Origin of the sequence: Sorangium sp. KYC3313 (assembly GCF_052075895.1) — a bacterium.
GTDB classification, from domain to species: domain Bacteria; phylum Myxococcota_A; class Polyangia; order Polyangiales; family Polyangiaceae; genus Sorangium; species Sorangium cellulosum_B.
This window is the reverse complement of the sequence record NZ_CP197255.1, coordinates 7594113-7617580: the sequence shown is the minus strand read 5'-3', so window position 1 is coordinate 7617580 and position 23468 is coordinate 7594113. Positions and strand designations below refer to the sequence as shown.

Here is a 23468-nt window from a genome sequence, read left to right as displayed (position 1 = left end):
TGGCGAGAAGCCAGACGGATGGATTTCTCGATCGGCTCGCCTGGACGCCCAAACGATGACGCGGGGGCGCGAGGACGTAGTGAAGCAGTGGATGCCCGCTCACTTCTCCCCCTCGCGCCGCGCCGCTGGCTCGGTGCACGGGCGCGCTGCAGCGCCGTCGACCGCGCCCTCGCCGGCGGCCTGCCCGAACGGCAGCGCGAGCGCCGCGGCGCTGCGATCGACCTTGCGCTGCAGGCGGGCCCGGCGGCGGGCCTGCGCGGGCTCGGGCTCCGCGGTGCCCTGGTCGGCCAGCTCGAGGGCGCGGGCGAAGGCGCGCACGTGGTGCTCGTAGAGCTTCGCGAGCTCGAGGCGCACCGAGGGATCGTCGATCTCGGCCGCGAGGGCCTCGTAGTCCGCGAGCGCCCGCGCCTTGTCCCCGCGCGCCTTCGCGATGTCGCCGCGCGCCCGCCGCGCGGCCGCGCCGCCGCCGCGCTCGACGGCCGCGTCCGCCAGCTCGGCCGCCCGCTCGAGCGCGCCCGCCCGCCGCAGCGTCGCGGCCACCCCGGCGAGATCGCCGGCGGCGAGGCTGCCGAGCGGCTCGCCGTAGAGGCCGACCAGCGCGACCATCGCGAGGACGTCGGCGGCGTTGTGCTCGACGACGCCGAGCAGCGCCTCCTCGTCGCCGGTGCGCAGGAAGTGGGCGTAGCACGCGACGACCTCGCCGCCGGGCACGTCGCCGACGCGCACCCGGCCGAGCACGTCGTGCTCGAGGGCGATGAGGGTGCAGCTCTTCAGGCGGGCCTTGTGGATACGGCGCGCGACGTGGACGAGATCGAGGTGCGGCAGCTCCGGCGGCGGCGGAAGGCGGTTCATCACGTAGCGCGCGCGCAGGAGCGGCATGTCGAACGCCTTGCCGTTGTACGTGACGATCATCGAGGCGCCGGCGAGGCGCTCGGCCAGGCGGCGCAGGATGGGCTCCTCCTCGCCGAGGCGGCGCAGGAGGAACTGCTCCATGACGAAGCCGTCGGACAGAGGCTCGCCGAGCGGCCCCGCGCCGTCCGCCCCGGGGTCGAACCAGGCGAGGCCGATCAGGAACGGCACGGTGCCCGTGCCGCCTGCGAGGCCCGTGGTCTCCGTATCGAGGAACAGCGCCCGCCGCACGTCGCAGCCGGCGAGCGCCGGATCGAGCGAGAGGAGCGCAAGCATGGCCGGGTCGGCGTCGCGCGCGGCGACGAGCGGCGCGCGGCCGACGCGGGCCGCCGCGAGCGAGCGGGTGCGGCTCGCATAGAGCGGTCCCCCGGGCGTCTGCTCGACATGGAAGGGGAGCTCGCCGCGCGCGGGATCGGCCCTGGGGGTCGGCGGCGCGCCCCGGGCGACGATGCGGGAGATGCGCTCGCGCAGATCGTCGAGCGACGGTCGAGCGACGCCCGTGGCGGGCGATGCAGGCGCCGCGGCCGGCGCCACGGCGGCCGGCGGTGCGGGAGGCGCTTCGGAGGGGCCGGCGCCGTCCACGGCGGGACCGCGATCGAGCGGCGCCTGCGCGGGGGCGAGCGGCGCAGCGCCGCGCCGCTCCGCCGGGAGCGGTCCGAGCCGCGCGAGCTTCGACTTGAACGACGTCATCGGCCGGTCGCGAGGTTTCCACGCCGGGCACTGCGCATCAAGTCAGTGGTCCAGCGGAGGCCGCGTCAGGGATCCTGACCTGCTTCCCGGCGCGCGGCGCCGGGAACGACGCCGAGCTTCGCCCGGATCGCGGCGAGCACCTCGTCGGCTTGCCGCTCGGTCGCGGCGCGATCGCCGGAGTTCTCGATGACGTAGTCGGCCACCGCGACCTTGCTGGCGAGCGGGAGCTGCGCGGCGAGCCGGGCGCGCACGTGGTGTTCGGTCGCGCCGTCCCGCGCCATCGCGCGGGCGATCTGGACCGCCTCGGGCACAGCGACCACGACGAGCGGGCGGAACGCATCGGCGACCCCGTTCTCGACGAGGAGCGCCGCCTCGTAGCAGGCGAGCGGCTCGCCCTGCGCCTGGAGCTCGGCGGCGCGCTCCAGCGTGAGCGCCGTGATGCGCGGGTGCACGATCGCGTTCAGCTGGCGGCGCTTGTCCGGATCGGCGAACACCACCGCGGCGACGCGCGCGCGATCGAGCGAGCCGTCCGGCGAGACCACCTCCGGGCCCAGGGCGCGCACCACCGCGTCGAGCCCCTCGGTTCCCTTCGCCACCACCTCGCGGGCGAGCGCGTCGGCGTCGATGACCGGAAGCCCCCGCGCGCGAAAATGAGCCGCCACCGTGCTCTTGCCGGATCCCAGGCCGCCGGTGAGCCCGAACAGGACGATCCCCATGGCCGCCTCAGCCCCCCACCTGGAGCGACCGGCACGCCTCTCCGCTGCCTGACCTCGACCCAGCATCACAACGCATTGCGTTAAATTCTACCTTTGTCGCCCTGCGGCCGAGCGCGGCCGGCGTCGGAAGAAGGTGCGGCCTGCGCCGGCGCCCACGTCTGCCCGGAGCGCCTGCCCGCCTCGTGACCACCACGGACCCGAGCCTACCTCGAAGGGGGGTCTGCGACCGTCGAGTTTCCTCGCCGTCGGCGCTTAAGAAGTCCGCTTCTCCGGGAATGCAACTACCATAACGGGGTGGTGGCAAAGATCGATGACCGGCCGGAGTCGAGCCTGCACGCCGCGTTCGATCGCTCGGACGCGCACCGCGGCTCGCCGGATAAGCAGCTCGCGGCGTGGCTGTCCGAGCTCGACGTCGGCGTGATCGAAGTCGACGCCGAGCAGCGCGTGGTGCGCGTCAACGGGGCAGCGGAGCGGCTGACCGGCTGGTCGATCGTCGAGGCGCGCGGCGCGCTGCTCGATCGCGTGCTCCGGCTGATCCCGGCGGCGGGGACGACGAGCGGAGATCCGGACATCGACGTCGGAGAGATGACCGAGCTGTTCGACGACGGCGCGCCGGCGAAGGCCGCTGCGCCGCCCGCGCTCACGCCGCGGCGCGAGCCGGTGGCGCCGCTCGCGCCGGTGATCATCGACGAGGGCGCGCTGCGCACGCCGGGCGCGCCGCTCGCCGCGCCCGAGGCAGCTGCGGCGAGTCGACCGACGTCCGCGCGGTACACCGCGCTGCTCGAGCGCCGCGACGGCTCGGTCATCCCCGTCGTCCACACGATCGGCGCGCTCACGGGGCGGCCCACGCGCGAGAGCCAGCGCGACTCGAGGCCGCCGCCCGCGCCCGGGCAGCTCATCCTCTTCCGCGAGCTCGGCGCGCCGGGGCCCTTGCCGATCCACCCGGCCAAGCCCCGCTACGACGCGCTGACGCGGCTCCTCGATCGGTACGCGATCATCGATCGCATCGAGGAGGCGCTGAACGACTGCAGGGCGAACAACACGCCGTACGCGCTCTGCTACATCGACCTGGATCGCTTCCGGCTCGTGAACGCCACCTGCGGGCACGAGGCGGGCGACGATCTGCTCCAGTGGGTCGCGACGCGCGTGCACGAGATCGTCGGCCCGAAGGACGCGGCGGGGCGGATCGGCGGCGACGAGTTCGTCCTCTTGCTCGCGGACAAGAGCGAGCGGGAAGCGGAGCGGATCGCGCGCGACCTGCAGATCTGCCTGCTCGAGTTCCGGTTCGGGTGGGCGGAGAAGACGTTCTCGATCGGCGCGAGCATCGGGCTCGTGGTGCTGACCCCGCACTTCGAGCGGGCCGTCGACGTGCTCGGCGCCGCCGATCACGCGTGCCGCATCGCGAAGGAGAACGGGCGCGGGAGGCTGCAGGTCTACCTCGACGACCAGCAGATGACGACGAGCCGGCGCTCGATGCAGTGGGTCGCGAGCCTGCAGCGCCACCTCGCCGAGGGGCGGCTCCGGCTCTACTCGCAGGGCATCCACCCGCTCATCAAGCCGGGCGCGGCGCACACGCCCCACGGCGCGCACTTCGAGGTGCTCGTGCGGCAGCTCGGCGAGGACGGCCGGTTCTACTCGCCGGTCGGCATCATCCAGGCGGCGGAGCAGAGCGGCCTGATCCACGTGATCGATCGCTACGTCGCGCGCCAGGCGTTCCGGCTCATCGGCGCGCTGCCGCAGCACGCGCTGAGGCGCCTCGACACGTGCTCGATCAACCTGTCGGGCGTGTCGCTGCTGCGCGAGGGCCTGCTCGACTTCCTCGTCGAGCAGCTGCACCGGGCGCAGGTGCCGCCGAGCAAGATCTGCTTCGAGATCACCGAGACGGCGGCGCTCGCCAACCTCGGCGAGGTGCTGTGGTTCATGCAGGAGCTCGGCGCCATGGGGTGCCGGTTCGCGATCGACGACTTCGGCAGCGGGCACGCGTCGTACGGCTACCTGGAGAGCCTGCCGGTCGACTACGTCAAGATCGACGGCATGTTCGTGCGCGATCTGAAGGACAACTCGCTCCACCGCGCGATCGTGGAGTCGGTGCACCGCATCGGCGACACGCTCGGCATCAAGACCGTCGCCGAGCAGGTGGAGAACCAGGAGATCGCCGATCTGCTCACGTCGATGGGCATCCACTACGCGCAGGGGTGGCACTTCGACAAGCCGCAGCCGCTCGTGGACCTCTGCGGGTCCCTGCGCGCCCAGGGCGAGCCGAGCATCCCGGACGCGACCGGCTCGCCGGAAGGCCGCTGACGCGATCGCGGCGGGAGCCCGCCCGGGCTCGCCGCGCGATCCGCTGGACCTTCCCTAGAAAAGAAGCGCTGACGACGTCGTGAGCGTGACGCCGGCGGCCTGCACCTCGGCGAGCGCGGCGGCGACCCCGGCCTCGGTGATGCCGGCGACGGCGTCGGTCAGGAGCACCGTGCGGTAGCCGCGCTGGGCGAGGCCGAGGGCGGCGGCGCGGACGCAGTAGTCGGTCGCCACGCCGTAGACGACGAGCTCCGGCGCGTCGCCGAGCGCCGCGGCGAGCTCGCGCAGGAACGCCTCGGCGAGCGGGTTCGCGAAGAGGCTGTAGACCTCCTTCTCGAAGTAGACGGCGTGGCTCCTGCGCGCCGCGAGCTCGCGCACCGCCGCGTCGATCGGCGCGCGCTCCACGTTCGGGAGGAAGCGAAAGCGCGGCGGCAGCGTCCCCTCGACCTTCAGCCAGCCCGGCGTCCCCTTCACGCAGTGGTCGGGGAAGCCCGGCTTGACGCCCTCGGGGGCCGGCGTGTCGTTCGACGCGAACTCCCACGCGTCCCACGCGTGCGAGTCGACCGAGCCGACGATGGGGATCCCGTGCGCGACGGCGTGCTCGGTGAGCCTCCGAAACAGCGCGTTCGGCGAGCCCTGCACGTACAGCGCGCCGGTCTCCTCACAGAAGTCCCGCTGGACGTCGACGTCGACGAACACCCTCGGGGGCGAAGATTGTGGGGGCCATTTACCGCTCGCCATGTCGTCGTCTCCTGTCGTGGGGGGCGCGCGGCCTCTCGCGGCCGCGCACGCCAGGGGTCTCGCTCGCTACCGCTGTCCTGCGCCGGAGACGACGCGGGCGCGCACCGCCTCCACGAGCGCGCCGAGCCGCGGCGACACGTCGGCCGCGAAGGGCGCGCCCTGCTCGGGCCCGTCGTCGATGGAGAGGAGCGCGTCCGGGAGCCCGGCGAGCTGCGCGCGCGCGCGCAGCCGGACGGCGTCGAGCCCCTCGGGCGGCGCGACCCGGGCGCCGCGCGCCATCACGGGCGCGAGCAGCGGCTCGGCGTCGGGGCTCATCGGCTCGCCCTCGAGCGCGATCACGTCGCGGGCGAGCTTCCCCGATCGATCGCGGAAGCGGTGCACCTGGTGCGCGCCGGGCAGGGTCGCCTTCCCTTCCGAGAACTTCGCGATGGGCGTGCGCTCTCCGCCCGCGCCGCGCTCGACGTCGCCGATCTCCACGAGCTTGTAGACGCCGCCCAGCGCCGGGGCGTCGATCGACGTCACGAGGTCCGTCCCCACGCCGTAGAGGTCGATGGGCGCCCCGGCGCGACGGAGCTCGGCGATGCGGTGCTCGTTCAGATCGCCCGAGGCGACGATCTTCGCCGACGTGCAGCCTGCGTCGTCGAGGATCCTCCGCACGGCCACGCTGAGCGCGGCGAGGTCGCCGGAGTCGAGCCGGACCCCCTTCAGCTTGTCGCGCGCGATCGCCGCCGCGCGCGCCGCGCCAACGAGCGTGTCGTAGGTGTCGACGAGCAGGATCGCCGCGCTCGGGAAGACGGCGACGTAGGCCTCGAACGCGGCCTGCTCCGTCGGGTGGGCCATGGTCCACATGTGCGCGGCCGTCCCGAGCACCGGGACGCCGAAGCGCATCCCGGCCTCGACGTTGGAGGTGCCGACACAGCCGACCGCGTACGCGGCCCGCGCAGCGTCGATCGCCGCCTCCGGGTGTGCCCTGCGGCTGCCGAACTCGATGACCCCCGCGTCGCCGGCGGCCAGGACGACGCGCGCGGCCTTCGACGCGATCGCGGTGGCGTGGTTGATGGCGGACAGGGCGAACGTCTCGATGAGCTGCGCCTCGATGAGCGGCGCCGTGACGCGCAGGACCGGCTCGTTCGCGAAGAACGCGGTCCCCTCGGGGATGGCCCAGACGTCGCCGTGGAAGCGGAAGTCCCGCAGGTAGCCGCAGAACGCCGGCGTCATCGCGTCCGCGAGGGCGGGCAGCGCGCTCAGGTAGGCGATCTGCTCCTCGGTGAAGCGGAGCTCCTCGAGGTAGCGCACGACCCGCTCGAGGCCCATCGCGACAAGGAAGCGCCGGTGCCGGGGCAGCCGCCGCACGAAGAGCTCGCACGTCGCGACGCGCGAGGCCATGCCGCGGTGGAAATAGCCCGCCGCCATGGTCAGCTGGTAGAGATCGGTGTGCAGCGCGTCCACAGATTATGGCTAGAGACGCTGGACGTACGGGTCAACCGGAAGATCGCGCGGCGTGAGGCGGTGCGCCGGCCATCCTCACGCTCGCTCCCCGGTCCGCCGCGGGCCGCGCCCCCGCGACGGCCGCGGCTGGACTAAGCTCCGCGGCCATGGCGGCGAAGATCCTGGATGGCAAGGCGATCGCGCAGAAGGTCCGCGACGAGGTGCGGGAGGGGGTGGCGCGCTTCGTGGCCGCCCACGGTCGGCCCCCCGGCCTCGAGGTGGTGCTCGTCGGTGAGGACCCGGCCAGCGTGACGCACACGCGGAGCAAGGAGCGGATGTCGAACGAGGTCGGCATTCGAGGACGGCTCCGCGCGCTCCCGGCCGCGACGACCGAGGCCGAGCTGCTCGCGTGCGTCGCCGAGCTCGACGCGGACGACGCCGTCGACGGGATCCTCGTCCAGCTGCCGCTGCCGCCGCACGTCCGCGCGCACGCCGTGCTCGACGCCATCGATCCCGCGAAGGACGTCGACGGCCTCCACCCGGTGAACGCAGGGCTGCTCGCGATGGGCCGCCCGGGCGGCATCGCGCCGTGCACGCCGGTCGGCTGCATGCGCCTGCTCGCCGAGGCGGGCGTCGAGCTCGCCGGCGCCCGCGCGGTGGTGGTGGGGCGGAGCAACCTCGTCGGCAGGCCGATGGCGCAGCTGCTGCTCGCGCGGCACGCGACGGTCGCGATCGCCCACACGCGCACGCGCGATCTGAAGGCGCTCTGCCGCGAGGCCGACGTGCTCGTGGCGGCGGCGGGCAAGGCGAAGCTCATCGGCGGCGACTGGATCAAGGAAGGGGCCACGGTGATCGACGTCGGCATGAACCGCGACGACGCGGGCAAGCTGGTGGGCGACGTCGATTTCGACGCCGTCAGGGAGCGGGCCGCCTGGATCACGCCGGTGCCCGGCGGCGTCGGCCCCATGACGATCGCCTCGCTGCTCGAGACGACGCTGCGCGCCGCGGAGGCGCGCGTCGCGACGCGGTGACGATGGCCGTGACGAGGGGGCTCGCGCCCGCGCCGCAGCCCGACGCCGACGCGGAGGCCGCCTCCGCCGCCGAGCGCGCCGCGGCGTTCGTCGCGCGCGAGACGGCCGTCGCCTGCCCGCCGTTCGTCCCCGAGGTCAAGCTCCACCTGGCGACCGAGGTCACGCCGCTCTGGCGCGCGACCGAGGCGGCGCTCACGCGCGCGGGCGTGCCGCCGCCGTACTGGGCGTTCGCGTGGGCGGGCGGGCAGGCGCTCGCGCGGTACCTCCTCGATCATCCCGCGACGGTCTCGGGCAAGCGCGTCCTCGACCTCGCCTCCGGCGGCGGCGTCGTCGCGATCGCCGCGGTGCTCGCCGGCGCCGCGCGCGTGAGCGCCGCCGACATCGATCCGTTCGCCGCGGCGGCGCTCCGGCTGAACGCGGCCCTGAACGGCGTCACCGTCGACGTGATCACCGAGGACCTCACGGCGAGCGCCGCGGCGGCCGCGTGGGACGTCATCGTGGCGGGCGACGTCTGCTACGAGCGCGCGATGGTCGACCGCGTGCTCCCGTGGCTGCGCCAAGAGGCCGCGCGCGCCACCGCGGTGATCGTCGGCGATCCCGGGCGCGCCTATTGCCCCTCGGAGGCGGTCGAGGAGCTCGCGCGGTACCAGGTCCCCACGTCGCTCGACCTCGAAGGCCGCGAGCAGCGCGAGACGCGGGTGCTGCGGCTGCTGCCGCACCCTTCGGGCCGCGAGGAGGGGCAGCCCGGCCGGTAGGCGGCGTCCGGCGGCGCGGCGCCCCACGGGCCGAGGCGCCGCCTACTCCGCGCCGAGGCGTCCTCCGTTCAGCCGGCGCACGTGCCCCCCGATCGCCGCCGCGAAGGCCGCGTCGTTGGTCGTGAGGAGCGTCGCCTTCCCCTCCGCGCGGCGCTGCTCGATGAGCTCCAGCACCGTGCGCGCCCCCTCGGCGTCCAGCCCGTTGGTCGGCTCGTCGATCACGAGCAGCCAAGGATCGCCCACCAGCGCCGCGAGGAGGAGCGCGCGCTTGCGCTGACCGAACGACAGCCCGGAGAGCCGTTGTCGGTAGAAGGCGGCCGCGCCGAGCCGCTCGATCCACGCGCGCCACGCGCCGTCGAGCGGCGGTGCCTGCTTGAGCGCGCGCACGAGGGCGCAGAGCTCCGCGACCTGGAGATCGGGCAGCGCCTCGGTCGCGTCGGGCGCGTAGCCGAGCCGGCGCCGCGCCGAGGCCGCGGCGCCGTGGACGGCCTCCCCCGAGAGCATCACGGCGCCGCGATCGGGCTCCAGCAACCCGACGACGACCCGCAGCAAGGTCGATTTGCCGGCGCCGTTCTCGCCCATCACGACCGCCACCTCCGAAGGTCCGCAGCGGAGTTCGACGCCCGAGAGCACGTCCCTGCCCGAGAGCCGCTTGTGGATCCCCGTCGCCTCCAGCGTCACAGCGCCCTCCCCTCTCCCGCCGCCGCGCCGCGCCCGCGACGCGGCGAGAGCCAGCGCGCCCCGGCGGGCCCCGCGAGCAGCGCGGCCGCCGGAGCGAAGGCCGCGAGCGCGAGATCGCCCAGCGTCCACGCGGCCGCGATCGACGCCGCGATCGCCGCGACCACCGAGAGCAGCACCCGGCTGCTGTCGCGGCCGTCCTGCCGCACGGACCACCGGACGCAGCCGAGCGCGATCGCGGCGAGGAGCAGCCCCGCGAGCCCCGCACCACCGACCAGGCGCAACGTCACCGAGGGGGCCGCGCCGGTGAGCGCGCCGACCACCGCGCCGTGCGCGAGCGCAAGCGCGACGAGCGGCGCGGCCACCGCCGCGGCGACGGCGCCCGCGCGGAGCCCGGCCGCCGTGCCGCACGCGTCGAGGAGCCACGCGAGCCGCCGCTCCTCGCGCAGGACCGGACCAGAGAGGCCAGCGCCCGCGCAGAGCGCGACCGGCGCGAGCGCGACGAGCGACGCCGCGGCGAGCGGCCCACCGCCGAACCGCCCGCTGTTCCGGGCCCAGGCCGCCGCGGCGAGCGCGCCGATCGCCGCGAGCGCGAGGCCCCGCACGAGCACCGCGCGGTGACCGCGGACGAGCGCCGCCAGGTAGGCGAGCGCGAGCGCGGCGAGCGCGGGCGCCGCCGATGGGATCATCGAGCGCTCGCGGCCGGCGGGGATCTCCGGCGCGCGGGCGACAGCCGCGCGCAGCCCGACGGCCAGCGCGGGCGCGGCGCACGCGAGCAGGACGGACGCCGGGGCCCCGAGCGCGATGGCGCCCGCGAGCAGCGCGAGGGCCGAGAGCTCGCGCGCGCCGCGCGGACGGGCGAGGAGCATGCAGCGCGCCGCGAGCGCCGCGGCGCCGGCGGCGCAGCCGGCGAGCGCGCCGGCGCCGACCGCCCAGAGCGCCACCCACGGGAGCTCCGCGACGGCGAGGAGCAGCGCGTGAGCCGAGAGCAGCTCGCGGCGCGGGACCGGCAGCGCGCGGAGAAAGAACGTCGCCGGAGCGCGGAGCAGCGCGCGCGCCGCCGGCGTCCCGACGAGCAACCACGCCCCCCACAGCGCGACCCGGAACAGGGGCGACTCACCCGCGATGCCCGTGAGCTGCGAGGGGTGCATCCCGTTGCCGCCGAACACGACCGCCGCGACGAGGCCCATGCCCATGTACAGCGGCATGGCGCGCGCGAAGGCGTCCTTCCCGGCCGTCGAGACCAGGACGCGCACGACGAGGGCGAAGCGGCGCAGCACGTCACGTGCTTGTACCCCACGGCGGGCCGGATGCTCCCCTCGGAAGCGCAGGACGGGGCCGCTCCGCGAGCCGATCGCGTCGAGGGAGCCGAGCCCCTCGCCGCGACGGTGTCCTGTTGCGATGGATCCGGACCGGAAGCGGCGGCCGCGCCGCCCCCCTACCGCGCTGGCGAGCGCGGCGGCCCTCCCCGCCCGCGTGGCCGGTGTCGCGGAGCGCGCCGGAAGCAGTAGACTCGACCGGGTGAGCCGCTCCCCTGGGCGCCGTGGCCCCAACGCATCGCAGCTCTCGCTGTTCGATCCAGCGCCTGAGCCCGCCGCTGCCGAGGCGGCGCGCGAGCGCGACGTGATGGCGGCGGTCTACGACGACGCCGCCCGCCTCGCGGCGCGGCTGCCGCCGGGGCTCCACCTCGGCACGAGCTCGTGGAGCTTCCCCGGCTGGCAGGGCCTCGTCTACGCCGCGCGGCAGAGCACGGAGGAGCTCGCGCGCGATGGCCTCGCCGAGTACGCCCGGCACCCGCTGCTCACGACGGTGGGAATCGATCGCAGCTTCTACGCCCCCGTCCCCGACAGCGACTTCCGCCGTTACGGAGCGCAGCTGCCGGACGGCTTCCGCTGCGTATCGAAGGCGCTGCACGCCGTCGTGTCCCAGACGCTCGAGCGATCGCAGACGCCGCCGGCCGAGGACGAGGGGCGCGGCGCGGGCCCCGCTCGCCTCGAGCCGAACCCGGATTTCCTCTCGGTGCCGCTCTTCCTCTCGCGCGTCGCCGCGCCGCTGCTCACGGTGTTCCGGGCGCACGCGGGGCCGGTGCTGCTCGAGCTGCCCCCGGTCGGCCCGCCCCACCGGCTCCCGCCGCGCGCGTTCTTCGAGCGGCTCGACGCGTTCCTCGGCGCGCTGCCGCGCGAGCTCTCCTGCGCGGTCGAGCTCAGGGAGCGCGCCTATTTCACCGGCGAGTACAGGGAGATCCTCGGCGCGCGCGGCGTCGCCCACGCCTACAGCTACTGGCGCAACATGCCGTCTCCCGGGGCCCAGGCCGAGGTGGTGCCCGTCTCGAACGCCCCGTTCGCGGTCGTCCGGCTCTCGCTCAAGCCCGGTCGCCGCTACGAGGCGGAGAAGCGCCGGTTCCACCCGTTCAACCGGGTGGTCGAGCCGGATCCCGAGATGCGCGCGGAGGTCGCGCGGATCCTCTGCGAGGCCGCGGCGCTGCGCATCGAGAGCTTCACGCTCGTGAACAACAAGGCCGAGGGCTCGGCGCCCCTGACCGTGCGCGCCATCGCCGAAGAGGTCGCCGCGGCGTGGCGCGCGCCCGTGTCGCCCACGACGACCGCCGGCGGGTGAGCCCGACCAGAGCAGGACGGAGCGGTCGGGCGCGACGCGCGCGCCGGCGCCGCGGAGAGGACAGGCTGGAAAGGGTCGCCGTGCGGGCGGCCTCGGGGCCAGCGCGGCGCGTCCCTCCAGGCCATCGCGCGCGAAAAGGACTCTCCTCATCGTACCATCCGTGCAACACCTCGTGCGCCATGGCCCGAGCGCCGGCGCGCCGGCCGCGGCAGAGGACGCGCACAGCGCTTGGAGGTGCCCAGTGAAACGCAGTGAAGCTCCGGCCCGCGCCGATGTGGTCATCGTCGGCGCCGGCCACAACGGTCTCGTCGCCGCCGTCCTCCTCGCCCGCCGTGGGCTCGACGTGGTGGTGCTCGAGGAGAAGGACGCGGTCGGCGGCGCGGTGAAGACCGAGCACCCCTTCCGGAAGGCGCCGGGCCTCGGCGTCTCGAGCGGCGCCTACCTGCTCGGGCTCGCCCCCCCCGAGCTGCTCCGCGAGGTCGGCGTCGCCCTCCCCCTCCGGCGGCGCGATCCGCACTATTTCCTCCCGACCACGGACCGGCGCTACCTGCTCTTCGGCTCGGACCAGGCCGCGATGAAGCGGCAGTTCCTGGAGTTCTTCTCCCAGGCGGACTGGGACGCGAACAGCGCGCTCCAGGCCGAGCTCGCCGCGCTCCGGGACGACATCGCCCCGACGTGGCTCGAGGACCCGCTCTCCATCGAGGAGACGGCGGAGCGCTACGTGCGGCCCGCCCTCCGGCAGACGTTCGTGGCGCTCTGCCGGGGCACGATCTCCGACTACCTCGCGCGGTTCGGCTGGAAGAGCGACCTCCTCCAGGCGATGTACGCCGTGACCGACGCCTTCTCGGGGCTCGCAGGCGGCTTCGAGTCGCCCGGCACCGGCATGAACTTCCTCATCCACAACATGTGCCGCCTCCCCGGCGCCGACGGGACCTGGATGATCGTCGAGGGCGGGATGGGCACGATCTCCCGCCTCTTCGCCGAGAAGGCGAGGGCCGAGGGCGCGACGATCGTCACCGGCGCCCGCGTCGCGCGGATCGAGGCGTCCGGGGGCGCCGTCTCCGGCGTGCTCCTCGAGGACGGCGCGCGCATCGCCGCGAAGGTGGTCGTCTCGAACGCCGATCCGTACCGCACCCGCGCGCTCGCCGGCGAGGCGGCGATCGGGGCCTCGCTCTCGGCGCGGCTCGACGCGCTCGCGAAGGACGGCTCGACGCTCAAGGTCAACATGGCGCTGACCGGCCTGCCCACGTTCACGTGCCTCCCGGAGGACCGCGGGCAGTTCGGGCCGACCATCCACCTCCTGCCGGACGAGGACGTCGTGATGGACACGCTGCGGCAGGCCCACCGCGACGCGATGAGCGGGCGCCTCCCGGAGTTCCCCGCGATCGAGTGGTACTTCCACACGCCGATCGACCCGAGCCTACGCGACGCGGAGGGCCACCACAACGCGGCGCTCTTCGTGCAGTGGGTGCCCTACGCGCTCGCGGGCGGCGAGACGTGGGACCAGGCCGCGCCGCGCTACGTGAAGCACCTCCTCTCGATCTGCGATCGCTTCGCGCCTGGGATGAGCGACCTCGTGCTGGAGACGTTCACGCTGGCGCCGCCGGACATCGAGCGGCACTTCGGGATCACGAGGGGGCATATCCACCACATCGACAACAGCTTCGGCTTCGCCGACCGCGTGCCTTACCGGTTCGGGCTCGCCGGGCTGTACTCGTGCAGCGCGGGCACGCACCCGGCCGGGTCGGTCATCGGCGCGGCGGGGCACAACGCCGCCAAGGCCGCGCTCGCCGACCTCGGCAAGTGAGGCCGCGCGTCGGCGGTCGCGCCGCCGCGCTGGCGCCGTCACGCCGCCGCGCGCGCGACCGTCCCCTTCGCCGTCACCACCGCGCGCTCGAGCGGGGCGCCGGCGCCGAGGACCACCCGCGCGCCCGGCCAGACCACACACCGACGCGCCGCGCCGGCCCCCTCGACCCGCGCCCCCGCCCCGACGACGCTGCCCGCCACGTCCACGCCCTCGGCGACGGACGCCCCCGGGCCGACGTAGCTCCGCAAGCCGCGCTGCGAGAGCCAGCGCGCGCTCGCCGCCAGGTACGCGGCCACCGTTCCGATGTCGTGCCACACGCCGGGCGCCGCGAACGTCGCGAGCGAGCGCCCCTCGCGCAGCCATGGCAGGTACACGTCCCCCACCATGCACCCGCGCGGCGGAAGCCTTCGCCGGAGCGCCCCGCCGACCACGTGCACGCCCACGAAATCGCCGCCCGCGACCTCGTCGCCGAAGCGCTCGCCGCGGAGCCGCACCACCTCGCCCCGCGCGCCGACGCCGACCGTCCCCTCCCCGGCCGGCCGCGGCGCGACAGCGAGCGTCGCGCCCGCGCCGTGACGGCCGTGCGCCGCCGAGAGCGCCGCCACGTCGAGATCGATCAGGATGTCGCCGTTCCAGAGGACCACGTCGCCCTCGCCGAGCGCGCTCGCCGCGTTCGCGAGGCCCCCGGCGGTGCCGAGGGGCTCCGGCTCGTGCAGGACGTCGACGGGCACCGGGAACGCCGCGAGCAGATCGCGCGAGAATCGCTCCGCGAGGTGGGACTTGTTCACCGCGACGCGAACGACCCCGCTTGCTGCGAGCCGCTCGGCGATGTGCGCGATGAGCGGCCGATCGCCGAGCCACAGGAGCGGCTTCGGCATCTCGTCCGTGAGCGGGCGGAGCCGGGTCCCGAGCCCCGCCGCGAGGATCATGGCAGAGGCCATGGCCGCGAGGATCGCCCCTTCACGGGGAACGTTCAAGAAATCGAGGTCGCGACGGCGCGACCGCGCAACGGCGCCATCGGAGCGGGCGGCCATCGGCCCGATCCCTCGTTCAGCTCACTCCCCCCGCTCGGGCAGCCCTCGCGCCGCGCGCTCGAGCAGCTCGTGCCCCGTCGCGTCCCCCTCCTCGATGTGCGCGACGCCGATGCGGAGGGTCATCCGGAAGGGCGTCGTGGCCGCCCGCCGGAAGCGGTGCTGGCGCACCTTCTCGCCGAGCACCTTCGCGAACGCGGACGCCCGCGTCCGGCCGATCCCGGGGCAGACGATCGCGAGGGTGTCGCGGCGGTAGCGCCCGAGCAGCCCGCCTTCCGGCACGTAGATCCTGACGATGCGCGCGAGATCGCCGAGGATGCGATCGACCCCGGCTCGGCCCTGCGTCTCCTCGACGCCCTGGAGCCCCTCCACGCTGAGCAGCAGCAGCGAGAGCCTCGTCGTCCGCTGCTCCTTGGCGCGCAGCACCTCCTTCTTCAGGAAGGCCCGGAGCCGCTCCTCGTGGACGACCGCGGCGAGGTCCTCGTCGCGCTGGCGTGACTCCCCGGCCTTGGGCCCTGGCTCCGGAGGCTTCGGCCCGGGGTCCGACGGCGAGCTGGCGCGCCGGTCGTCGGCGGCGCGCCGGTCGTCCGCGTCGACCCCGCGGGTCTCGACCCCGCGGCGGGACGACGGCGGCGGGTTCGTGGGCCGCTCGGGCGGGGGCGGCGTCGACGGGGCGGGCGCGCCGAGCGCCTCCGCCATCAGCGTGACGGCCGCCGTCGCGCGCTCGAAGCGGTCCTTCGGGTCGATCGCGGTCGCCTGCTGGAACCACGCGTCGAAGGCGGGGGGCAGCCGGATGCTGCTGCGGCGCCGCGCGGCGCGGGCGCTCGGAGGCTCGGGCAACCCCGCCACCATCCGCTGGAGGAGCGCGTAGACCGACGGCAGGACGTTGGCCTCGGTCAGCCAGTACGGGCTGCCCACGAGCAGCGCGAAGGCGACATGCGCGAGCGCATGGATGTCGGTCTTCGGCCCGACGGCGACGTCGCCGCGGATCTGCTCGGGCGCCATGTAGAGGGGCGTCCCGACCATCGCCGTGCGGTCCGCCATGCTGCGGTGCGCCACGACCTTCGCCAGCCCAAAATCAAGGACCTTCACGCAAGGGGAGCCGTCGTCCCGCCTCGTCAGAAAGAGGTTCGCCGGCTTGAGGTCCCGGTGGACGATGGCGGCCGCGTGCATCTTGTCGAGCGCGCGCGCGACCTGGCCCAGGTAGAGCACCACCTCGACCGGCGGCAGCGGGCCGCGGCGCGCCGACAGGCTCGCGAGCTCCTCGCCCTGGAGCAGGTCCATGACGAGGAACGGCATCCCCGAGTCAGCGTCGATGCCGGCATCGGAGATGTGAACGATGTGGTCGCTCTCGATCCCGCCCGTGATCTTGGCTTCCTGGGCGAACCGGGCGCGCTGGGCCGGGTCCTGGATGGAGCCGGGGAGCATCACCTTGAGCGCTCGGCGGCGGTCCGTGACCACGTCCACGACCTCGTACACCGCCCCCATCCCGCCCGTCTTGATGGGGCGCACGACGCGGTACCGCCCATGGAAAGGCGTGTCGGGTCGGAGCTGCGCGAGGCTCGGCGGATCCATAGGGTGATCGCGGCCCTGGGAGCATAGATCGGACCGGGCCTTGTCCGGTCGCCGTTCGCGCCCCCCGAGGTGGGGTGAGCAGCCGGTGTGCCGGAAAACTCGACGCCTCCGGCGGCCGCGTGGTAGCTCCGCCGGGTGGGTTCGTCTGCGCTCGCCGTCCTCTCCGCCGCGAGGCGGAGCTCCGCGCCCTGGGCCGCGGCCGCGTTGCTCGGCCTCGGCGCCGTGACCCTCATCACAGCGCCGAGCTGCGGCAACGACGGAGTGGGCGTCGACGCCTGCCGGCGGATCGAGCAGGCCCGGTGCGAGGCGGCCGCCGTGTGCCCGGAGTGGATCGGCTCCGGGGACGTCGAAGAGCGGGTGAATACCTGCGTCGAGTTCTACTGGGACCAGTGCCTGCACGGCTTCGAGACCGGCGTCGGCGGCGGACAGACCGTGGCAGAGCCGACGACCTTCCAGGTCGATGCCTGCGTTGCCGCCGTCGGCGAGGCGCGCGCCTGCGCCAGCGCCAAGGTCGCGTCCATGGCGGAGTGCTCTGCGGCGCCGCTCGCCGCGGGCGTGGACGGCGCGATCACCCCCTGCAAGGTGATCACCGCGCAGGCGGAGGCGCTCGAGGCCTGCGCGTTCGTCGCCGCCCCGAACGGCGGCGGCGCCGGCAGCGGCAGCTCCGGCAACGCGGGCAGCGGCGGCTCCGGCAACGCGGGCAGCGGCGGCTCCGGCAACGCGGGCAGCGGCGGCTCCGGCAGCGGCGGCTCCGGCGGCGGCAGCGATATCTCCGGCAGCGGCGGCTCCGGCGGCGGCAGCGATATCTCCGGCAGCGGCGGCTCCGGCGGGCCCTAATTCAGCTGCGGGAAAGCTCCCTCGGACTGACTGATCGCCGATCTCGCACCAACCTGCTAGGTTCAGGGAGGACTTCGACGATGGCTACTCCGGCAACAGTCCACGTTGATGTGGAGCTCCCTTCCGATCTCGCACAGCTCCGCCTCCCGGCGGGGGTCGATCGGAGGCTGCAGGCGCTCCTGGACAAGCAGGATCGCGGGGAGAGGCTATCGGCGGATGAGGCCGTCGAAGCCGAGGGGCTCGTAGAGCTCGCCGAGCTGCTCAGCTTGCTGCGCCTCCGCGCATCGCGGAAGGAGCCTGCGCTGACGCGATGAGCGGCGACGGCGTGCCCGCGGCGCTTCAGCGTCGCGTCCGCAAGCGTGCTGCCGATCGATGCGAGTATTGCCGGCTCTCCCAGGTCAGCCAGGAGGCCACGTTCCATGTCGATCACATCCAGCCACGGCACGCAGGTGGCCTGACCGCCCTGGAGAACCTGGCGCTCGCGTGTGTGTCGTGCTCCCTGCGCAAGGGAGCGCGGACCCATGGAGAGGACCCGACCACGGGCGACCACGCGAGCCTCTTCCACCCTCGCTGGGGTCGCTGGGAAGACCACTTCGACGTGACGGGCCAGCTGTTGATCGCCGGGAAAACACCGACAGGCCGCGCCACCGCCGCGCTGCTCCGGATGAATCGGCCTCTCGTCATCGAGATTCGACGTGAAGAGGCGTTGCGGGGCCGATTCCCGTAGAGGGCGCCCGCAGCTTCCGCGAGCTCATCACCGCCTCGCGGGCTCGAGCGGCGCATCCGGCAGCTCGCCCGTCAGCGCCGTCGCCGGCGCCTCCTCCCGCGGGCCTCGCTCGGCCGCGCGCCGCGCCGGCACAGCCGGGCCGCGTTTCATGTGGCGCCGTTCCCCGGCTTGGACTAGTGCCCCCTGCCAATGGGCCGAGCTCGAGCTGGTTTCGGAACCTTGTTCGCTGCGGATCGCGGGCGCGGGCGCTCCCCGCGATCCCGGTCCGGCCGGTGCGCCCTGGCGCTCGCCGTGCTCGCGCTCGCGGCCTGCGCCGACGGGTCCAACAACGACGACGACCTGCGACTCGGGACGTCGGTGACCATCGACCCGCTCGCCTTCCTGGGGGGCGACGTCCAGTGCGCGAAGGGGGGCATGGGCAGCTACGTCGCCACGCTCACCGACGAGAGCGCGGAGGGCGGGCCGTCCACCCTGGCCTCGTCGCCGCCGATCTCCTGTGCGTGGAGCGTGTCGTTCACGTCCGTCGTCGAGGGGCACGAGTACACGGCCAGGATCGATGGCTACAAGGAGCTCGCCGAGACGCTCACGCCCGAGGGTGGCGAGACCTCCGGGAGCCCCGTCATGCTGCACGCCGGCGGTGGACCGGCCGATCCGAGCTGGACATGGGAGTGCCCCGGCCCCGACGCCCCGGGCGGCGCCGGCTCGATCGTGGCGGAGAAGGACGTAGAAATCGTCGTCCGGACCTGCGCCCCGCCCGAGCCTTGACCCTTCCGGCGCCCGCGTCGCGCCGCCTCACGCTCCCGCCGCGCTGTCCATCGCCCCCGCCCAGGACGCTCCCGCGCTCCCGCCGCGCTGTCCGGCACCCCTGATGCGCCCTCACGGCGTCCGCCGAGGAGCCGGCGGCAGGCCGCGATCCGCACCCGCGCGCGCGGGCAGGAACGCCCTCTGAGGCCGGCAAACCCTTTGCGCCAGCCTGCCCCTTGGAGTACCTGAACGCATCCGTCGCATCCCCTGAACAGCGTGGGTCATAGGGCGGGCGGCGAAGGCCGGACTCCACCTCGTCGCTCGTCGATCGAGGCCAGGGCCGCTTCTGCTGCTCCGCTCGACGCTCGAGCCGCGCTGGGATGGGCCTCTACGACGGGGGCCGAGCGCGCGCCGCGCCCGCCCCCCGCGCCTCGGGTGCAGGTCCCCCATGGAAGAGACGTCGAACATCCAGCAGAAGGTTCCGGTCAGCATCCAGGACGAGCTCCGGACGAGCTACCTCGACTACGCGATGAGCGTGATCATCGGCCGCGCGATCCCGGACGTGCGCGACGGCCTGAAGCCGGTGCACCGCCGGATCCTCTACTCGATGAACGAGCAGAAGATCGGCCCCACCGGCTCGCACAAGAAGTGCGCGCGCGTCGTCGGAGACGTCCTCGGCAAGTACCACCCGCACGGCGATCTCGCGGTCTACGACGCGCTCGTCCGGATGGGGCAGACCTTCAGCCTGCGCTACCCGCTCATCGACGGGCAGGGCAACTACGGATCGGTCGACGGCGACTCGCCCGCGGCCATGCGGTACACGGAGTCGCGCCTGTCGCGGATGGCCGTCGAGCTGCTTGCCGATCTCGACAAGGACACGGTCGACTTCGTCCCGAACTACGACGACTCGGAGCTCGAGCCGAGCGTCCTTCCGGCGAAGTTCCCGCAGCTCCTGGTGAACGGCTCCGGCGGCATCGCCGTCGGCATGGCGACGAACATCCCGCCGCACAACCTCGGCGAGATCATCGACGCGACGATCGCCATCATCCGCAACCCCGACATCACCCTGGAGGAGCTGCTCCACCTCGTCCCGGGCCCCGATTTCCCGACCGGCGGCCTCATCTACGGCAAGAGCGGGATCGTGCAGGCGTACACGACCGGCCGCGGCTCGATCACGATGCGCGGGCGCCACCAGGTCGAGAAGACGATGAAGGGCGACCGCGAGCAGATCGTCTTCACCGAGATCCCCTACCAGGTGAACAAGGCCCGGCTGGTCGCGAAGATCGCCGAGTGCATGAAGGAGAAGCGCATCGAGGGGATCAGCGAGGTGCGCGACGAGAGCGACCGCGAGGGGATGCGGATCGTCATCGAGCTGAAGAAGGACATCTTCCCGCAGGTGGTCGTCAACCAGCTCTACCGGCTGACGGACCTCCAGGCGACGTTCGGCGTCATCAACCTGTCGATCGCGAACGGCCGCCCCGCGGTGCTGAGCCTGAAGGACACGCTCTCGCACTTCATCGAGCACCGGCGCGAGGTCGTGACGCGGCGCTGCCGGTTCGAGCTCCGGCAGGCCGAGGCGCAGCGCGAGCTCATCGAGGGGCTCGGGATGGCGACGAGCGACATCGATCGCATCGTCGCGACGATCCGGGCCTCGAGCGATCCGGACGAAGCGCGGGAGAACCTGCAGAAGCTGCCGCTCCGGGGGCTCGGCGAGTTCCTCCGGCGCGCCGGCCGGCCGGAGCCCGAGTGCGCCGAGGCCGACACGCGCGGCGACTACTTCCTGTCGGAGCGGCAAGCCAAGGCGATCCTCGAGATGCGGCTGTCGCGCCTGACCGGCCTCGAGCGGGAGAAGCTCGCGAAGGAGTACGGCGAGCTGTCGCAGACCATCGAGCGGCTCCGGGCGATCCTGGCCGACATGGGGCTGCTCATGAACGTGATCGTGATGGAGCTCGAGGAGATCAAGGAGCGCTTCGGCGACAAGCGGCGCACCGAGATCGTGCCGGCCGAGGCCGAGATCCAGATGGAGGACCTGATCCAGGAAGAGGACATGGTCGTGACCATCTCGCACGCCGGCTACCTGAAGCGGACGCCGACCTCGACGTACCGGGCGCAGCGCCGCGGCGGCAAGGGGATGGTGGGGATGGAGGCGCGCGAGGAGGACTGGGTGAGCCAGCTCTTCGTGGCATCGACGCACTCGTACGTCTTCTTCTTCAGCGACAAGGGCAAGGTCTTCGTCAAGAAGGTCTACGAGATCCCGCAGGCGCCCCGGAACGCGAAGGGCCGGGCGATCGTGAACTTCGTCGGGATGGAGCCGGGGGAGAAGGTCGCGGCGATCACGCCGGTGCCGAGCTTCGACGGCGAGACGTTCGTGGTGACGCTGACCCGCCGCGGGCAGATCAAGAAGACGGCGCTCAACGAGTACGAGAACTACCGGGACAAGGGGATCATCGGCGTGCGGATCGAGGAGGGCGATCAGCTCTTCACGGCGGCGCTCACCGACGGCAAGCGCGAGCTCGTGATCGCGACGCGGAGCGGGATGAGCATCCGCTTCCCCGAGGACCAGGTGCGCCCGACGGGCCGCGCGACGATGGGCGTGAAGGGCATCGAGCTCGACGAGGGCGACGTGGTCGTGGGCCTCGGCGTGAGCGGCGACGGGCGCGACCGGGTGCTCGCGGTGTGCGAGCGCGGGTACGGCAAGCAGACGCCGCTCGAGGAGTTCCGGCTCCAGAGCCGCGGCGGCAAGGGCGTCATCCTCATCGACGCGAGCGAGCGGAACGGGCCGGTCGTGGGCGTCGCCATGGTGAGCCCGAGCGACGAGGTGCTGATCGTGACCGATCGCGGGCAGATGATCCGCACCAAGACGAGCGAGATCCGCGAGACGGGGCGCAACGCGCAGGGCGTGCGGATCATGCACGTCGGCCAGGACGAGCGGGTCGTCGCCGTCGAGGCCTTCGCGGCCGACGCGGCCGAGGCCGAGGAGGGCGGGTCGACACCGCCGGCTGCGGGCGTGGACGGGACCAACGGGGTCGCGGATCACGCGGGCGGGAACGGGAGCAGCGAGCTCAACTAGACGTCGACCGGGCGCGGCGCTCGATGGCCGACGAGCGCCGCCAGCTCGGTCACGTGCTCGTCGTGGGCGCCCATCGCCGCGAGCGCGTCGGCGAGCTGCAGGACATACTCGACGTTCGAGCCGCTCGGGCCGTGCGACGCGAGCACCTGAGCGGCGATCTCGGGGAGCGGCGCAGCGCCCAGGTAGTCGGGGTTATCCGGCGTGGCCAGGTACACGATGGCCGACCGGACCGTGATCTCCGCGCGCACCGCCGCCCCGTCCTCGAGGTGGAGCGGCACGTCGTGGCGCGCATAGCCGCCCTTCTCGCGGTGGTCCAGCGCGCGGAGCACCTCGTCGAGCTCGGCCCCGGCAACGCGATAGGCCATCCCCCAGCAGCGCGCGCCAGGGGCCGGGATGAGCGTGACCACCCGCCCAGGCGCCCCAGGGACGCCCCGATGATCGGTGGACCCCTGCCAGAAGCGGCGGGCCCACCCCGTGGTGTACCCGGGCACCATCTGCTCGAAGCGGAAGGCAGGCCGCCAGATCAACGAGCCGTAACCGAAGATCCACGTCTCGCGGTGCACGGGGCGATTGTACCAAGCCGCGCCGGCCGCCAGCCGCCGCAGCTCACCCCTCGAGCAGCTCGAACCGGATCCCCGCCGCCTGAAGCCGCTCGATGAGCCGCTCCCCCATCGCGACGGCCGGCGTGATGACCCCGGCGCGCGCCGGCAGCCGCTCGCGGTCGAACGCCATGCAGAGCGCCGACTCTGCCACCATCTTGGCCGTCTCCGAGTAACCGGGATCGCCGCCGCTCACCCGCGTCACCACCTTGCGCGACGCGCTCTTCCCCTGGAAGGTCACCTGGAACCAGCTGCGCGCCCGCTCCTCCGCGCTCGGCCCCTCCCCCGGACTCCGCACCTTGCGGAGCAGCTCCCGCGTCGCTCCCACCTTGGCCAGCGCCGTGACCGCGCCGAAGCCGGCGATCCCCATCACGAGCTGCAGCCCGGACTTGACCTGCACGTTGTGGCTGTACTGGAAGTCGGGGCCGTAGGCGTCGAGCTCCCGCGCGCTCCGCAGCACGACGAGCGGATCGATGCTGGGCATCGGGCAGAGCCATGCGCGCAGCCCTTTCTCGTAGCGGATGCGCGTCTTGAGCCCGCGCACCCTGCGCGCCCCGTGCGCGTCCTCGCTGCGCGCGGCGCCCTTCCTGGGGCCGGGGCGCGCCATGATCTCGAGCAGCGACTGCCATGTGCCGCCGGAGAAGCTGGCGTGCGCGCGCACGATGCCTTCCACCACGATCGGCTCGCCCGCCGGGAGCTTCGTCACCGTGAAGAGCACCCCGAGGTCGTGCGGGATGCTGTCGAAGCCGCAGCAGTTGACGATCCGCACGCCCCGCGCGCGGGCAGCCTCGTGGTGGCGCTCGATGAGGCGGTCGACGAACCCGGGCTCGCCGGTGAGATCCGCGTAGTCGGTGCCCGCGCGGATGCACGCCTCGACGAGCGGCTCGCCGAGCGCCGTGTAAGGACCGACCGTCGTGATGACGACGCGCGCCTGTCGAGCCATGCGCTCGAGCGACGCCGCGTCGTCCGACGTCGCCTCGATGACGCCCAGCGAGGAGCACGCCGGATCGATCGCCTCCATCGCCGCTTTCACCTCGGCGAGGCGCCCCGCGTTCCGGCCAGCGATCGCCCAGCGGATGGGCCGCTCTTCTGCGCCGCGGGCAGAGGCGTCCTTGCCCTTGGTGGCGAGATACTCGGCGACGAGGCGACCGGTGAAGCCGGTCGCTCCGAAGACGATCACGTCGTACGCGCGGTCGCTGGTCATGGGGGCAGCCTT

At 73.8% G+C, this 23468-nt stretch carries 20 protein-coding genes; 10 read left to right on the top strand and 10 right to left on the bottom strand.

The annotated features are described in order from the left end of the window. Positions 1-99 precede the first annotated feature (99 nt). Both ACSRUE_RS29400 and coaE read right to left on the bottom strand, forming a co-directional pair. A complete protein-coding gene (locus ACSRUE_RS29400; RefSeq protein WP_441286474.1) occupies positions 100-1599 on the bottom strand; it encodes a ribonuclease H-like domain-containing protein in 1500 nt (499 codons plus the stop codon). A 65-nt stretch (positions 1600-1664) separates the two neighbouring features. Continuing rightward, positions 1665-2315, bottom strand: a complete 651-nt coding sequence (gene coaE, locus ACSRUE_RS29395; RefSeq protein ID WP_441286473.1) for a dephospho-CoA kinase — start codon at positions 2313-2315, stop codon at positions 1665-1667. A 297-nt stretch (positions 2316-2612) separates the two neighbouring features. Between coaE and ACSRUE_RS29390 the strand changes: the two genes are divergently transcribed. Next, on the top strand, positions 2613-4616 hold the full coding sequence (locus ACSRUE_RS29390) for a putative bifunctional diguanylate cyclase/phosphodiesterase (RefSeq protein ID WP_437767551.1): 2004 nt from the start codon (positions 2613-2615) through the stop codon (positions 4614-4616). A gap of 54 nt (positions 4617-4670) precedes the next feature. On the opposite strand, the gene ACSRUE_RS29385 is transcribed toward ACSRUE_RS29390, so the two are convergent. Then, positions 4671-5354, bottom strand: coding sequence for a cysteine hydrolase family protein (locus tag ACSRUE_RS29385; RefSeq protein ID WP_441286472.1), 684 nt, complete (start codon positions 5352-5354; stop codon positions 4671-4673). A 66-nt stretch (positions 5355-5420) separates the two neighbouring features. Next, on the bottom strand, positions 5421-6803 hold the full coding sequence (locus ACSRUE_RS29380) for a nicotinate phosphoribosyltransferase (protein WP_441286471.1): 1383 nt from the start codon (positions 6801-6803) through the stop codon (positions 5421-5423). A 146-nt stretch (positions 6804-6949) separates the two neighbouring features. On the opposite strand from ACSRUE_RS29380, the gene folD reads away from it, so the two are divergent. Beyond that, complete coding sequence (gene folD / locus ACSRUE_RS29375) at positions 6950-7813, top strand: bifunctional methylenetetrahydrofolate dehydrogenase/methenyltetrahydrofolate cyclohydrolase FolD (RefSeq protein ID WP_441286470.1); 864 nt, start codon at positions 6950-6952, stop codon at positions 7811-7813. A 2-nt stretch (positions 7814-7815) separates the two neighbouring features. After that, positions 7816-8568: a class I SAM-dependent methyltransferase gene (locus ACSRUE_RS29370; protein WP_441286469.1), complete on the top strand. Its 753-nt coding sequence runs from the start codon at positions 7816-7818 to the stop codon at positions 8566-8568. Positions 8569-8610: 42 nt separating this feature from the next. On the opposite strand, the gene ACSRUE_RS29365 is transcribed toward ACSRUE_RS29370, so the two are convergent. Further along, a complete protein-coding gene (locus tag ACSRUE_RS29365) occupies positions 8611-9249 on the bottom strand; it encodes an ATP-binding cassette domain-containing protein (protein ID WP_441286468.1) in 639 nt (212 codons plus the stop codon). Beyond that, positions 9246-10526 carry a hypothetical protein gene (locus ACSRUE_RS29360; protein ID WP_441286467.1) on the bottom strand — a complete coding sequence of 427 codons (1281 nt, stop codon included), beginning with the start codon at positions 10524-10526 and terminating at the stop codon, positions 9246-9248. The genes ACSRUE_RS29365 and ACSRUE_RS29360 overlap by 4 nt, the downstream gene beginning before the upstream one ends. Before the next feature lie 241 nt (positions 10527-10767). Here ACSRUE_RS29360 and ACSRUE_RS29355 point away from each other — a divergent pair, with 241 nt between their 5' ends. Then, positions 10768-11862 (top strand): DUF72 domain-containing protein, encoded by a 1095-nt coding sequence (locus ACSRUE_RS29355; RefSeq protein ID WP_441286466.1) that lies wholly within the window; start codon positions 10768-10770, stop codon positions 11860-11862. Positions 11863-12103: 241 nt separating this feature from the next. Beyond that, positions 12104-13669: a phytoene desaturase family protein gene (locus ACSRUE_RS29350; RefSeq protein WP_441286465.1), complete on the top strand. Its 1566-nt coding sequence runs from the start codon at positions 12104-12106 to the stop codon at positions 13667-13669. 38 nt (positions 13670-13707) lie between these two features. Here the strand turns inward: ACSRUE_RS29350 and ACSRUE_RS29345 are convergent, their stop codons facing one another. Continuing rightward, positions 13708-14610: a sugar phosphate nucleotidyltransferase gene (locus ACSRUE_RS29345; RefSeq protein WP_441286464.1), complete on the bottom strand. Its 903-nt coding sequence runs from the start codon at positions 14608-14610 to the stop codon at positions 13708-13710. A gap of 114 nt (positions 14611-14724) precedes the next feature. Then, positions 14725-16275, bottom strand: coding sequence for a protein kinase domain-containing protein (locus tag ACSRUE_RS29340; protein ID WP_441286463.1), 1551 nt, complete (start codon positions 16273-16275; stop codon positions 14725-14727). 135 nt (positions 16276-16410) lie between these two features. Here ACSRUE_RS29340 and ACSRUE_RS29335 point away from each other — a divergent pair, with 135 nt between their 5' ends. The 5 genes from ACSRUE_RS29335 to gyrA all read left to right on the top strand — a co-directional run bounded on the left by ACSRUE_RS29335 (position 16411) and on the right by gyrA (position 21653). Beyond that, positions 16411-17112, top strand: coding sequence for a hypothetical protein (locus tag ACSRUE_RS29335; RefSeq protein WP_441286462.1), 702 nt, complete (start codon positions 16411-16413; stop codon positions 17110-17112). Positions 17113-17192: 80 nt separating this feature from the next. Next, positions 17193-17426 (top strand): hypothetical protein, encoded by a 234-nt coding sequence (locus tag ACSRUE_RS29330; RefSeq protein WP_441286461.1) that lies wholly within the window; start codon positions 17193-17195, stop codon positions 17424-17426. Beyond that, positions 17423-17839 carry an HNH endonuclease gene (locus tag ACSRUE_RS29325; RefSeq protein WP_441286460.1) on the top strand — a complete coding sequence of 139 codons (417 nt, stop codon included), beginning with the start codon at positions 17423-17425 and terminating at the stop codon, positions 17837-17839. Before ACSRUE_RS29330 ends, ACSRUE_RS29325 begins: the two co-directional genes overlap by 4 nt. A 291-nt stretch (positions 17840-18130) precedes the next feature. After that, positions 18131-18604, top strand: a complete 474-nt coding sequence (locus ACSRUE_RS29320; protein WP_441286459.1) for a hypothetical protein — start codon at positions 18131-18133, stop codon at positions 18602-18604. Positions 18605-19031: 427 nt separating this feature from the next. Next, entirely contained in the window at positions 19032-21653 is a 2622-nt protein-coding gene (gene gyrA / locus ACSRUE_RS29315; protein ID WP_441286458.1) for a DNA gyrase subunit A, read from the top strand. Here gyrA and ACSRUE_RS29310 read toward each other — a convergent pair. Both ACSRUE_RS29310 and ACSRUE_RS29305 read right to left on the bottom strand, forming a co-directional pair. Beyond that, positions 21650-22216 (bottom strand): gamma-glutamylcyclotransferase, encoded by a 567-nt coding sequence (locus ACSRUE_RS29310; protein ID WP_441286457.1) that lies wholly within the window; start codon positions 22214-22216, stop codon positions 21650-21652. The genes gyrA and ACSRUE_RS29310 overlap by 4 nt on opposite strands. Positions 22217-22259: 43 nt before the next feature. Beyond that, a complete protein-coding gene (locus ACSRUE_RS29305; protein ID WP_441286456.1) occupies positions 22260-23456 on the bottom strand; it encodes a saccharopine dehydrogenase family protein in 1197 nt (398 codons plus the stop codon). Between the last annotated feature and the right edge of the window lie 12 nt (positions 23457-23468).

Coding starts and splice junctions, on each gene's coding strand:
- folD (WP_441286470.1), top strand. CDS start 6,950: ATGGCGGCGAAGATCCTGGATGGCAAGGCGATCGCGCAGAAGGTCCGC.
- ACSRUE_RS29370 (WP_441286469.1), top strand. CDS start 7,816: ATGGCCGTGACGAGGGGGCTCGCGCCCGCGCCGCAGCCCGACGCCGAC.
- ACSRUE_RS29325 (WP_441286460.1), top strand. CDS start 17,423: ATGAGCGGCGACGGCGTGCCCGCGGCGCTTCAGCGTCGCGTCCGCAAG.
- gyrA (WP_441286458.1), top strand. CDS start 19,032: ATGGAAGAGACGTCGAACATCCAGCAGAAGGTTCCGGTCAGCATCCAG.
- ACSRUE_RS29400 (WP_441286474.1), bottom strand. CDS start 1,599: ATGACGTCGTTCAAGTCGAAGCTCGCGCGGCTCGGACCGCTCCCGGCG.
- ACSRUE_RS29345 (WP_441286464.1), bottom strand. CDS start 14,610: ATGGCCTCTGCCATGATCCTCGCGGCGGGGCTCGGGACCCGGCTCCGC.
- ACSRUE_RS29385 (WP_441286472.1), bottom strand. CDS start 5,354: ATGGCGAGCGGTAAATGGCCCCCACAATCTTCGCCCCCGAGGGTGTTC.
- ACSRUE_RS29305 (WP_441286456.1), bottom strand. CDS start 23,456: ATGACCAGCGACCGCGCGTACGACGTGATCGTCTTCGGAGCGACCGGC.
- ACSRUE_RS29330 (WP_441286461.1), top strand. CDS start 17,193: ATGGCTACTCCGGCAACAGTCCACGTTGATGTGGAGCTCCCTTCCGAT.
- coaE (WP_441286473.1), bottom strand. CDS start 2,315: ATGGGGATCGTCCTGTTCGGGCTCACCGGCGGCCTGGGATCCGGCAAG.
- ACSRUE_RS29340 (WP_441286463.1), bottom strand. CDS start 16,275: ATGGATCCGCCGAGCCTCGCGCAGCTCCGACCCGACACGCCTTTCCAT.